At 49.3% G+C, this 12524-nt stretch carries 13 protein-coding genes; 3 read left to right on the top strand and 10 right to left on the bottom strand.

Features of this window, described 5'->3' with window-relative positions:
* The first annotated feature begins 297 nt into the window (after nt 1-297).
* From B5M13_RS14685 to B5M13_RS14675, 3 genes are all read left to right on the top strand, one after another.
* Complete coding sequence (locus B5M13_RS14685; RefSeq protein ID WP_080056391.1) at nt 298-1143, top strand: porin family protein; 846 nt, start codon at nt 298-300, stop codon at nt 1141-1143.
* Nucleotides 1144-1263: 120 nt separating this feature from the next.
* Complete coding sequence (gene solA, locus B5M13_RS14680; protein WP_080056390.1) at nt 1264-2424, top strand: N-methyl-L-tryptophan oxidase; 1161 nt, start codon at nt 1264-1266, stop codon at nt 2422-2424.
* Nucleotides 2425-2558: 134 nt separating this feature from the next.
* On the top strand, nt 2559-3146 hold the full coding sequence (locus tag B5M13_RS14675) for a methyltransferase family protein (protein ID WP_245860013.1): 588 nt from the start codon (nt 2559-2561) through the stop codon (nt 3144-3146).
* Between the two features lie 127 nt (nt 3147-3273).
* On the opposite strand, the gene B5M13_RS14670 is transcribed toward B5M13_RS14675, so the two are convergent.
* The 10 genes from B5M13_RS14670 to B5M13_RS14625 form a co-directional block, all read right to left on the bottom strand.
* Nucleotides 3274-4083 carry an MbnP family protein gene (locus B5M13_RS14670; protein ID WP_080056388.1) on the bottom strand — a complete coding sequence of 270 codons (810 nt, stop codon included), beginning with the start codon at nt 4081-4083 and terminating at the stop codon, nt 3274-3276.
* 7 nt (nt 4084-4090) lie between these two features.
* Nucleotides 4091-5002 (bottom strand): hypothetical protein, encoded by a 912-nt coding sequence (locus tag B5M13_RS14665; RefSeq protein WP_080056387.1) that lies wholly within the window; start codon nt 5000-5002, stop codon nt 4091-4093.
* A 33-nt stretch (nt 5003-5035) separates the two neighbouring features.
* Nucleotides 5036-6079, bottom strand: a complete 1044-nt coding sequence (locus tag B5M13_RS14660) for a cytochrome-c peroxidase (RefSeq protein ID WP_080059933.1) — start codon at nt 6077-6079, stop codon at nt 5036-5038.
* A gap of 44 nt (nt 6080-6123) precedes the next feature.
* The gene (locus B5M13_RS14655; RefSeq protein ID WP_080059932.1) at nt 6124-6948 is read right to left on the bottom strand and encodes an MbnP family protein; all 825 of its coding nucleotides are present in this window, start codon (nt 6946-6948) and stop codon (nt 6124-6126) included.
* A gap of 176 nt (nt 6949-7124) precedes the next feature.
* Nucleotides 7125-7508 carry a hypothetical protein gene (locus B5M13_RS14650; RefSeq protein ID WP_080056386.1) on the bottom strand — a complete coding sequence of 128 codons (384 nt, stop codon included), beginning with the start codon at nt 7506-7508 and terminating at the stop codon, nt 7125-7127.
* A gap of 111 nt (nt 7509-7619) precedes the next feature.
* Nucleotides 7620-9941, bottom strand: coding sequence for a TonB-dependent receptor (locus tag B5M13_RS14645; RefSeq protein WP_080056385.1), 2322 nt, complete (start codon nt 9939-9941; stop codon nt 7620-7622).
* A gap of 39 nt (nt 9942-9980) precedes the next feature.
* The gene (locus tag B5M13_RS14640; RefSeq protein ID WP_080056384.1) at nt 9981-10514 is read right to left on the bottom strand and encodes a DinB family protein; all 534 of its coding nucleotides are present in this window, start codon (nt 10512-10514) and stop codon (nt 9981-9983) included.
* A 14-nt stretch (nt 10515-10528) separates the two neighbouring features.
* Complete coding sequence (locus tag B5M13_RS14635) at nt 10529-11359, bottom strand: DJ-1/PfpI family protein (RefSeq protein WP_080056383.1); 831 nt, start codon at nt 11357-11359, stop codon at nt 10529-10531.
* A gap of 43 nt (nt 11360-11402) precedes the next feature.
* On the bottom strand, nt 11403-12323 hold the full coding sequence (locus tag B5M13_RS14630) for a DJ-1/PfpI family protein (RefSeq protein WP_080056382.1): 921 nt from the start codon (nt 12321-12323) through the stop codon (nt 11403-11405).
* A 10-nt stretch (nt 12324-12333) separates the two neighbouring features.
* Nucleotides 12334-12522 carry a hypothetical protein gene (locus tag B5M13_RS14625; RefSeq protein ID WP_155297251.1) on the bottom strand — a complete coding sequence of 63 codons (189 nt, stop codon included), beginning with the start codon at nt 12520-12522 and terminating at the stop codon, nt 12334-12336.
* Nucleotides 12523-12524 lie beyond the last annotated feature (2 nt).

Genomic DNA, 12524 nt, shown 5'->3' with positions numbered 1-12524 from the left:
AAGAAGAGCCAGGCCGATAAGCTGCTTACGCCTGCAGTAGAGCCATCCATCTGTAGGTTGGCCCAGCCAATCGAAAAAAAGCCCTGATTTTAACCCGAAAAGCGTAAATAAGAGCCGGGCTTCATAGTTACTCAGGATCGGTTCGTAAAGAGGCCGACAATAGCGTCGGAACAATAATTCATATCCTTCGCATATGCTCCACTCAAAGGCCTATTGTGCAAAATAGTTAGCACTAACTATACTTTAGCTGATCGCCGTGCGGGAACTTTAAGGAGCCAAATTCTACCTGTTACGATCATGAAAAACGTCATCTTCCTGCTACTTATCGGGTTATTTCCCCGCTTAGTATGGGCACAGCTAATCGGGCCTGAAGTACCCCAGAGGCCCCCTACGGAATTAGATCGAAAGATCGATACCTTCCTGCAGGCATCGATCGATATGGTCAGGCAAAAACTATTAAATCCCTCCTACGCCGGAACGCCCTACGCAGCCACGGCGCCTACACCAGGCGATGTATTGGCCCTGAATTTAGCCATACAGTTCCACAATCAGGGATTGGTCAACCAGATTATCCATTATTATAACCCCACATCGAACCGTCGTATTCAACCAGCCGACCCCACTACGCTGCTGGCGACTAGCGATTCCCGACCTGGCCCGACAGCTCCACCCGCCAAAGCTCCGTTTCTTAGCCATGTGTCGCTGCTGTATGGGGTTCAACTTATTGGGAAAGGCAGTAAAACAACCTATAAATCGGGCACTTCGACAACCCGAATGACATACCTGGAAATTCCTGCCTACATTCTCTACAACCACGACTTACCCAGCAATAAAGGCCGTCTGTTCGGGGGTATAGGTTTTTACCTCGCTTACGGCTTATGGGGCACAATCAAAGACTCCGACAACACCCCTTCTGTTTCGGCATTTGATAAAAACCTGGGCTATAAACGCTTCGATGCTGGGTTAGCTTTTACTACCGGGTATCAACTACCTCAGGGGCTGCGTGTAAGTCTAGCCTATGAACTGGGTCTGGTTAATATCGACCCTATCGCGGGCGATTATGATAAGCTTAAAAATCGAGCGTTGAGCCTCAATGTTGCCTACTCGCTTCATAAAGTAACAGCCCTTGTTAAAAAGAAATAGCATATAATAAACCGCAAAGACGCGAAGTCGCCAGGAAAACAGTTCTGCTGTCTTTCCTGGCGACTTCGCGTCTTTGCGGTTTATTATATGCTATTTTAGGAGCCAGTTAATAATGGGCTTATGCTTTACGACGCTATTGTTATCGGATTGGGAGCAATGGGTAGCGCTACACTGTATCAGCTATCCAGGCAGACGCCCCACGTTCTGGGTATCGACCAGTTCGCCCCTCCGCATACGCAGGGCTCTACCCACGGTGACACCCGCATTACCCGACAGGCCATCGGCGAAGGCCTGCATTTTGTTCCGCTAACTTTACGCTCGTACCAGATCTGGCGCGAACTCGAACAGCAATCGGGAGAAAAGCTACTAACCATTACAGGCGGGCTTTTCGTAGGTCAGCAATACGCTACCGTACGAACCCGTAATAAACCAGGATGGTTAAGCACGACCCTTGAAGCCGCCGAACAGTTCGGCATAGCCCACCGTATTCTGGATACGGACGCCCTGCGATATGAATTCCCGCAATTCCGGTATAACCAAAACGATATAGGCTATTACGAACCCGAAGCAGGCTTTTTAAATCCTGAACGATGCATTAGCGTTCAACTGGAACAGGCTCAAAAAGCAGGCGCATCGGTTCACATGAATGAGCGAATGTTCTCGTTTCAGTCAACCGCTTCGGGCGTAACTGTCCAAACGGATAAAGGAAGCTACCAAACCAGGAAACTGATTCTGACGACGGGTTCATGGGTGACGGAATCACTTCGACAAACGCCTTACAGTAAGTTAATACGGGTGTATCGTCAGGTACTTTACTGGTTTGCTATCGAAGGCGAATACGAGCAGTACACACCGGATAACATGCCGATTTTCATTCTGAATGACCAAGGCATTTACGGGTTTCCTGCCATCAACGGGCCAACTGGCGGCCTTAAAGTAGCTACTGAAACCTATGAATACCCCACCACACCCGATACCGTGAGCCGATACATTAGCCAGGCCGAAACACAGCGCATGTATGAGCAGTTCGTTGCCCCAAACTTAAACAACATTGGTCCTCAGTGCATTAAATCGGTCGTTTGTCTATATACGATGACACCCAACGGTGATTTCATCATCGACCAGCATCCCGATTATGCCCATGTGCTATTGGCCTCTGCCTGTTCGGGGCACGGCTTCAAACATTCGGCAGCTGTCGGGCAGATTCTTGCCGAGCTGGCCTTAGTCGGAACAACTAAATTTGACATCAGCCCTTTTCGGTTTAGTACCTTTTCGGCTTAGCGGACCGAGTTCTCAGGTTACTTTTTTGTCGTAACAGGCCTTATGGCTATATTAACCTGGATTAGGGATAACGTCTACTTACGTTTACGGTCCCGGTATTATACGATGAAGCGCCCTGTAGGTATGATTTGACTATGTATTCTATTTTAATTCTGGCAAGCTGGTTTGTTTTTGGCTTAATTCACAGCCTGACTGCTAGTGTGTGGCTGAAACAATTGGTAGCACTCAGGTTGGGCTGGCTCACTAAGTATTACCGTTTGCTATACAACGCTATCGCCCTACTTACTTTCCTACCCGTCCTGTGGCTTCACTGGAAAGCGCCAGCTGAGTATGTTAGTTGCTGGCAAGGCTCAACGCTGATTGGTCTGCTCATTACCGCGCTGGGCGTAGGAATGGCCCTCACTGCCCTTTGGGGCTATGATCTGGCCGAATTCATTGGCTGGCCCGCCAGCAGCCAACAAACTACAGGGCAAGATCTGCGCCAGACGGGTTTACTTCGATACGTGCGTCATCCGCTATACACGGGCATTCTGTTGAGTTTACTGGGCATCTGGCTTACGCAGCCTACCTGGTCGCATATACTTCTGGTTTTGGCCGCAGCGATATACATTCGAATCGGTATTTATTTTGAAGAACAAAAGCTGGTTTCCACCTTCGGCGAAAGCTATAAAGCCTACCGACAGCGTGTGCCAATGCTGCTCCCTCGTTTCTTTTCCCGTTAACGTCCCTCACGACGGATGCGCGTTATCCATTCAATGTTTCTTTCTTGCTTTCACCCTCCAAACAGGTGTTGCCTCATATAGTCGACTTATTCCTACAAGCCCTTGTTTGGGTAGTAAACTATACCTCTTACTGATTTTGTAAATCCTTATACCGGATCATTTCCTTGTAGTTATTGGCAATGTTGGCTGAATAGTCTTCAAACATTACTGACGAATGCTGGGCTATTTTCAAAGTTGTTGGGCCATTGAAGACCTTTAGTACATCTGCGGTCAGATTGACCTGCGGTCTGCCCGATGCAGATACCTGAGCCGTATTCCCGCTGAACGGAATGGTAATGGTACGCAGATTATTGATGGTTTTCTTGCCATTATAGCCTCCTCCAAAACCGCCAATGTGGTAGAAAAATAGATTGTTCTGGGCAGCCGGGGCTGCGGACGAGGTGCCTTCCAGCTTGAGAAAAATATAGCCTGAATTCCATTCCCAGTACATCGCTTCGTGAGTTCCCAAACCCGGATCAAGCACTCCCGTACGCTGACTAATATTGGCCAGACTCCGCAAACTATCCACTCCAATTAAAAATGACATACCAATGTACTCACCCGTTGGAATAGTTGTCAGTGTAAAGGATTGTGATTCCGGTTTATCTTCCTGAATCAAATAATAGTTAGCCTCCTGAGGCAATACATACTCAGTTCCGTCGGCCTTTTTAAGCCGAAAGTTACTGACGAAATAATTGAACTTGGTCACGTTGAATGACTCGCCAGCCGCATTCTGATACGTACCAGTCCCTAATTTCAGGTCCTGACTACCGACTACGTTATCGAAACTGACCGTAAGTGAACCCGTTTCGGCGGTGCCGACATCGTTTTGACAGGCGAGAAAGGTACCGACCAGCGCACTGGTCAGGAGCAGCATGAAAAAGAGGGACTGGCGCATCGATTGATCAGAATAAAAAGGTGATATGGGTTGTCAGTTGCGCATTTGCCTGCAACTCCCCTTCTGACAAATACTGGGATACAGGACGCCGATAGCTCACACCAAAGGAGAGTTTGTTCAAATACACTTCCGTGCCGAGGTTCAGGTAGGCGGCATAGCCACCCGTTTGGGTATTCATCACACCCCCGCGAATGTCATGACCCGCCTGTTCGACAAACACCCCCGCGTTGGGCATAATCGACCGGCTACCCAGACTGGTTAGATAAAATAGTGACGCCGAGGTATTGAGCCGATTCCCGAAACGGTAGCCATTGGGATTCGTGGTCGTCATTCGGTACGACACATCGGCATTCAGGCCCCAGTTTTTGTAGCGAGCCGTATAAATAACGTTGGCAATGTAGTCGGTACTACCCGTGCCCAACTGAAAATTAGGATTCGCTACGTCCGACAGGCTGTTTTCATCGTACCGATACCGACCCGTCGGTAGTTTAACGCCACCACCCACCAGCAGATTGTGGTTGACAACGTGGACAACCGAATCATCCATAAACGTATTCAGTACGTTGTAATGGGCCAAAGCGGTAATGTCGCTCAGACCGCGCAACGGTATGGTTTCCCCGGATTTGAGCATGGTTTGCTGGCTAAACTGGTAGGGCACAAACGCCATGATCTGCACACGTTTGGCCGGATAAAACCGGCCCCAAAGTTCGGCTGTTCGAAACTGCTCCCGGCTGCTCAGGTTAAGACTGCTCAAATGGGAATTGAACGTATTGTACCGGTAGCGTACACCCAAAAAGCCCCGGTGTCCCTGCGGTAAAATCCCAAAAAACGACCCGCCGTTGCTGCACCCGCAAAGATCGCAGGCCAGCGTTGGAACGCTGAACAAGGCCAGCAGGCCAATCGCTATATATTTTTTCATGCGGTAGTGGTGTTTTTTTAGGTTGGACAAAACTTAGGGTTCAACAAAACGCGGATCACGCAAAAACTGATCATCGGTGAGCGTTTTCAGAAACGCGATAATCTGTCGTTTGTCATTGTCAGTCAGTTGTATGCCCAACCGCCCATTCTGTTGCAGCAATGGGTCGAGGTTTTCCGTTTTCTGTACGTTTTCGGCGTAATGGGTTAACACCGCATCGAGGGAGTAAAAGCGACCATCGTGCATATACGGCAGCGTTTTCTCTACGTTGCGCAAACTCGGCACTTTGAATTTGTAGCGATCCTGAGCCAGCTCTGTCACATGGGCACGCCCTTCGTCTTTGCTGCCCTGAATGAACAGGCCGTTATTTCGGAAGCTGTTATCGGTAAATAGTTCACCAGTATGGCAACCGCTGCATTTAGCCCGGAATGCGGTCAACCCAGCCAGTTCGTCGTCGGTAAGCGTACCGCCGGGCTCTTTACGCACCCATTTGTCGTAGCGCGAATTGCCCGATACCAACGTCAGCATAAACTGCGACAATGCCTGTAAAAAGCGCGGGCCATTGATTTCATCGGTACCAAATGCCGCTTTGAACATCGGCGGATATTTCGTGATCTGGCGCAGTTTGGTGATCACGTTGGTCGATTTCTCATCCATCTCAACCGGGTTTTCAATCGGCGCAATAGGTGCTAAATCCAAGCTATGTACCCCTCCATCCCAAAAGAAATCCGAGGCCCAGGCCAAATTCTGAATCGGCATCGAATTGCGCGTTCCCACCTGATTGTCAATACCATGACTTACATCGTGCTGATGGTGCGTAAACGCATACGCCTGATTATGACACTCAGCGCAGGAAATAGACCCATCGCGCGAAAGCATTCCATCATAAAACAGCGCCCTCCCCAGTTTAAATCCGGCATCCGTGGGTCGATTCTGATCCAATGCGTAGACGGGTTCCGGGAAATTGGTCGGTTTGACAAATAAGACTTCCGGCTGGGCGTCCGGCTCCGTAGCCTGACATCCCACCAGCCACCCACTCACGACCAGCAGGAAGCACAAGCGGTTCGAAAAACGGTTCATAGGCAACGAGTATGGCTCAGCCGTTACCGGCTGAGCCACGCGATTTACTGCTTGTCGTTATGGACGTGGTCGACCTGGAACATGGTCTTGTAGTTATCCGCAATCGGAGTGGCCACGGTTGGGCTATGAACGCTGTTGGTCGTTGCCAGGCTAATCTTGTTGGGGCCGTCGAAAATCTTCAGCGCATCGACAAACAAGTGAATTTCAGGGGCAATGTTTCCCCGAACAGTTGCTTTCGTCGTGATGGGCAGGGTCACGGTTCGCAGGTTGTTCACCGTTTTGGCGGCTCCGTTCCAACCACCGCCGTATCCACCAACATGCAGTGCAAACGCCTGATTGGCATTGGTCGTTTTAGGCACGGCCGTTGACGTACCTTCCAGTTTAAGGAAGATGTAGCCCGAATTCCAGGACCAGTACATGCCGTCGTTGCCGTAGCTCGTTACGTCCAGAGCGCCTACCCGTTCCGCCACCGGCGAAACGCTTTTCGTGCTATCGACCCCAATGGTAAACGTCATTTCGCTGTAATTACCCGAGGGGACATCTTTCAGGGTAATAATTTGCGAGGCCGCATCGGCCTGACGCACCAGAAAATATTGATTTGGAAATTTCTGGACGGTACCATCTTCATTTTTCAGCGCGATGTTGCTGACGAAATAATTGAGCGCCGTAATGCCAAAGGGTTCGCCCGCTGCATTTTTATACGCTGGCGTTCCCAGCACCAGTTTCTGATCGCCAACCCGGTTTTCGAACTGAATGGATACTGAGTTTTTGGTATTGGGATCAATCGCATCGTCGGCTTCTTTGTGGCAGGCGACAAACGTAAAACTGGCAATCAGAACCGAAAGTATAGTTGAAAAATGAATACGCATGATTGTGTTGATAACAGCCACATCAAATCCAGACGGGAATGACCGAATACCAGCCATTTCTCCGTCCAGACAGATTGACTAAAAAAGAATAAATTGTGATAAAAAAACACCAAAACTCCCGCCAACGAGCTGTTGGAGAAGCAGATACAAGCCCAAAAATGACTTATGGAGAGGGACTAACAGCCTGTACAGGGCGGCTGAAAAACAGGCAAAATCGGAGCAGAATAAGCCGCAAGCTGATACGTAAACGCGGTGTGCGTCTGCTGGGTCAGGGAAGCCGGTGAGCAGGTAAATCCGATAGCGTCCATGAAGAAAAGCTGAATGGATGGCGTTTTCTGCACACGCTCGGTGGTTTCCTTATCCTGTTTCTCCTGCTGGGCTTTTAGCCGTTTGGCCAGGTAGCATTTACCGTCGCAATGCAGTTCTGGCCGGTTGCGGTTTTCGCAGAGAACGCGGGCTATATACTCTTTATTAAGCTGATACTGCGCGATGATGCCCCACGAACTCATCGTTGGCAGCAACGTAGCAAACAGCAACAGATAAAGAATAAACGTCCGCATTTGTAATTCGAAAGTGCTTACAAAAATAAACAGAAAACGAGTTTACTTCCCAAAATTCAACAGGTAAACGTAGGTGACGATGACGATTCCGAATGGCAAACCGGTAAACAATCAGAATTTACCGGTCACCGTTACGCCCATCATTCGGGGAAGGCCCATCATATAGCTGCCGTACCCATAGGCCATATAACGCACATCACCGAGATTGCGAACCCACAGAGCGACGTCGAACCGGTTACTGGTCACTCCGGCCCGGGCGTTGACCATACCATACGCGCTCTGCTGATAGGCATTGACAAAATCCAACTGGTATTCGCCGATGTATATGAACTCTCCCCGGACAAAGGCTTTGAGTTTTTGAGCCGATTGCGAAAGAGGCACTCCATATTGAACCGCCAGCATCGACTGCAAGGCCGGATTGTTAATCGCCTTATTCCCCTTGTAATCTTTGACCGCATTGGTCTCGGCATCAAAGAGTAATAGTTTTTTGTATTCGCTGTGCGAGGTGCTGGCCGTCCAGTCGATCTGCAAATTTTTGACCGGCAGGGTCGATACTTCCAGTTCCAATCCGTAATTATCCATATCGCCCACGTTCAGCGTGGCATAGTTTATTCCGTCGCGGGAGGTGGATACCTGCTGTTCTTTTTGTTGAAAATAAAAGGCCGTCAGATTCAGTTTAAGCCGATTATTCGCGAGCGTGTTTTTGATGCCCACTTCATAATTATCGGATTTTTCGGGGTTGTAAGTGGGATTGGCCGCGTTACCAAAATTAAATCCGCCGACTCTAAATCCTTTGGCATACGATCCATAGAGCATCGAGTTATCCGTCAATTTGTAACTCAAAATCACCCTGGGAGTAAAGGCATTAAAGGTTTTCTTCGACGTGCTGTCGGGCGACAGAAGCGAAACCACATTATCTTTTTCAAATGAAGCGTTTTGCGTCAGTTCCCGGCGCTCGATGTCATACCTGGCCCCAACCGTCACATCAAAAGCGGGCGTGATTGAATAGGCCGCCTGTCCAAAAAATGCGATACCATAGCCATTTCGTTTTCCATTGCCGATGGACGCATAAGGGGCATTCGGATCGAGAGCGGCATAATCCTTGTCGAAATAGGTCGTGCTACCATTCTTTATTTTTTCTCCAAATAAATACGAGCCTACCGTCCATTTCCATCTTCCGGCATTGGCCGGTGACGAAAAGCGAAGCTCCTGGGTCAATTCGTTTTGTCTGGTCCAGGTTGTAAAGCTGATTAACTGGGCGGGGCCAAAATCAAAATCGAATCGTCCCGGCAGCCAGATATGATAATCGACAAAAGCCGTAATCGACGTAAAATTGAAGCTACGGCCAAAGTATCGTACGCCTAGAGACGTATTGACATTGGTTCTGCGTTCAGTATTATCCCAATTGCCAAAAACCGTGTAGGGATTGGCTCGGGCTGCGCTGTCGGTGGCAGCCCAGGGGTAAGCCCCCTTGTCATTATCGTTTTCGTACCTTGAGTTCAAGTCGATTGTCCACTTATCCGATACCAGATACTTCAGGTTCACATTGCCGCTATAGGCGTTATGGTGGTCAAAGTTTTTGGTATCCAGGGTTGGATTCGAATAAACCGACCCCCGATTGTTGGACTGAAACCCGGCATTCACAAACAATTTATCGTGTACGATTGGCGCATTGAACCCCACGCTATAGCGCTGTTGGCCGTAATTGCCTAAGTCTATTTCGGCAAATGCGCTGGTTTTGTTGGTGGGTCGTTTGGTAATCACGTTGAGCACGCCACTGTAGGCGTTTCGGCCGTAGAGCGTCCCTTGCGGTCCCCGTAGAATTTCGATTCGTTCGATATTGCTGAAATTGAAGGGGGCCGAAAAATAATCAAACTGATAGACCCCGTCCACATACGTAGCGACGGATTGGTCATTGGCAAACCCCATAGCGCCCCGAATATTCAGAAAATTGGAACCGGTACTGTTTCCGTGTTCCACAATGAACGTACTGGGCGCCAGGGCGGTGAGGTCGCTGATGGTCCATACTCGGTATTCTTCTAACTGCTTGGCGTTCAGCGAGGTCACGGCCAGGGGCGTATTTTGCAGCCTTTCTTCTATTTTATCGGCTGTGACGACTACTTCACTCAGGGCGTTAGTATTGTCCGCTAAGGTGACGACTACCGTTTGAGGCTGGTCGGCTGCGGTCACCCGTTGAATTTTGGTGGCATACCCAATGGCACTGACCTGTAGTTGATATCTTCCTCTGGTCAGGTCCAGGGAAAAATTCCCGTCTTTGTCGGCCGTTGTGCCGTTGGCACTGTTCAAGACCAAAATGTTGGCAAAACCGACCGCTTCGCCGGAACCGGATTTGATTTTTCCGGTTATCGTTTGGGCGAAACTGCTGATGGCCAATAGGCAATGCAAGGTACTTATGGTATTTCTAATACGCATGTGCTTTTTTGATTAACCGTAAATAGGTCTGATTTTGGCTTACCAGCCGTAATAACTTTCGGGCACAATGCCTTTCAGCCGCAAATAGACGATACACTGGCCTCGGTGGTGAATGATGTGATTTTCCATGGCGTAGATGAGCCGCCAGCCGGGAATAGCCCCATTTGAAAAATCGGTTTTTTCGTATAGCTTACTTTCAGGCAACATTTTGATCGTCTGGCGTATAAACTCATACAAGCTTTTGACCTCGGCCATGATCTGCTCTTTGGTCATCACTTTGGGCAGCTTGCGGGTTTTGTACGGACTCTCAATACCGAGTCGCCCGGCCAGTTGATTGCTGGTGTAGATGCAGCAATGCCGCCACTGCTCCGCAAACGTCATGGTTGAATCTGTAGATCGAAAATTGTAATGTTCAGCCGGCATCTGTTCGCAGATTTTCAGGCTGTATTTTTCCGATACGTTGAAGGCATCGATCAACTCCTGCCGAAGCTGAGCGGTACTGGTTTCAGGCGAACGCTGGGCATTAACCCATTGGCCTGCCAACAGCAGCATAACTAGTAAGATGTATTTCATGGTACTGGGATTGATTAGTTATGTTTTTTCTTTTCGGCTTTAATCAGGGGGAGCAAAGCCATATCGTACATTTCACGCATCATATCGACCACAATCCCATCCGTATTGGTGGCCGATCCTGCTTTGTAAATAGGCTTGGGGTCGTATTCCAGATCCAGCATGGCTGCTTTGGTGTATTTTTCACCCATCAAATCGTTGACAATTGCCAGGGCCATATCAATCCCTGCCGAAACGCCCGCCGATGTCCAGAATTTACCATCCTGTACGTAGCGTTCAGGCTTAAAAGTAGCTCCATAGAGCGTTAGCATTTCCTGGGCCCGGTACCAGTTGGTTGTGGCATTTTTACCTTTTAAAAGACCCGTAGCCCCTAAAATCCAGCCGCCCGTACATACACTAGTCGTATAAACGGAGCGCCGATTAATTTTTCGAACCCAGTTGAGTACAGTAGTATCCTGCGTCTGCTGAAACGTTTCGATGGCTCCGCCCGGAATTACCAGAATGTCGAGTTGGGCAACATCTGCAAAGGATCGGTCGACCTGCACTTTTAGCCCTTTCTGATTTTTGACAATGCCTTTTTCCTTAGCTACGAAGAAGATGTCTACGCCCGACAATTCTGACAAAACCTGATAGGGGCCAATGGCATCGAGCGTATTAAATCCATTGTAGACGAAAATGCCGATTGTTCTGATGGGTATTCGTGGTTTGGTCATGATAATTTTCATCATTTCCTCGTGCCGTTTACCCAGCGAGTCGTTGCTGGCTGATTGCGCCTGCATAGGAGTTGGGCTTAAAAACAGCCCTGTCATAGCCAGAAGTAGAATGCCGCGAAAAATCGTAGGTTTCATGTACAGTAAACTTTAGGTTAAGGGGTTAGTGAATGGCAAAAAGTTATTGTTTCACATAGGACAATGGCTGATGTTTGAACCGCTCTTTACAGATTTTCGAGCAGAAGCCATACGTTTTCCCCATGTACCGGGCCGTATCGGCCACCATTCCCTCCACCGACATCTGGCAAACCGGATCAATGAGTGAGGCTAGTTTCAATTGAGTCGGTTTCGCAGCTACCGTTTTTTTAACGACTGTTGCTTTGTTAACGGTGGCTTTGGTTTTCCCCTTTGTATGGGCTTGTGCTTTACCGACAACCAGCCCCGCCTGCGGCTCCCAATTATCGTATTCCATGATCCGGGCAATCTGTTTGGCAGCCTCCATGCCTTTCAGCCGGGCTACTACGTGCAAGGCCCCGTCAATACCCGCTGATACGCCCGCTGTGGTCAACAGATTGCCCTGATCCACGAACCGGGTGTGCTCCATCACGGTGGCTTTTGGGGCTATTTGCTGGAGCATGTGGGTGGCTGCCCAGTGCGTTGTGATGGTCTTTCCGTCTAACATACCCGCCTTGTTCAGTAGAAACGTACCCGTGCAAACCGACATCGTCAGTTTGCGGTGGGCACTCGTCCGACTAATCCAGTTGACGACGCTGCTATCCTGCATGACCTCCTCCATTCGTCCACCCGGCACAACCAGCACATCAGGTAGTGGCGCTGTCGACAGGGTGTATTCGGGCACGACGGTTAGCATTTTTTGCATGATGGTCATGGGGCCAGACTGAGCCGCTACCGTATATACGGTAGCGGCTTCCATGTGATTAAAAACCTCCAGTGGGCCCGCAAAGTCAAGCAGTTCGACACCGGGGAAGAGCAGAATAGCGACGCGGGTTGTATCGCTATTCGTACCAGACTGGGCCTGTGCAGACAGACCCAATACCATCAGCAGCAATAGACTGATGATAAGTTGACTAAGCTTTTTCATGTGATTTGTTTTAATAATGCGTGAGTGGCCAGAGCCGGACGAGCAGATCGCCAATCCCCAGCAGTATCGTGAAATGAATGAGCACTAGTGCAGTCCAGATGACGGCATCCTGCTCTAAGAATGACTTCACGTCGGGCAACGCAACGCCCGTATTAGCCAGTAACTGGCGTAAATCGTGACGAGTTGGTAAGGTATTCATCG

It is taken from the genome of Spirosoma aerolatum, from assembly GCF_002056795.1.
Taxonomy (GTDB): Bacteria; Bacteroidota; Bacteroidia; order Cytophagales; family Spirosomataceae; genus Spirosoma; species Spirosoma aerolatum.
The sequence above is the reverse complement of the archived record's forward strand: the minus strand, read 5'-3'. Positions and strand labels throughout refer to the sequence as shown.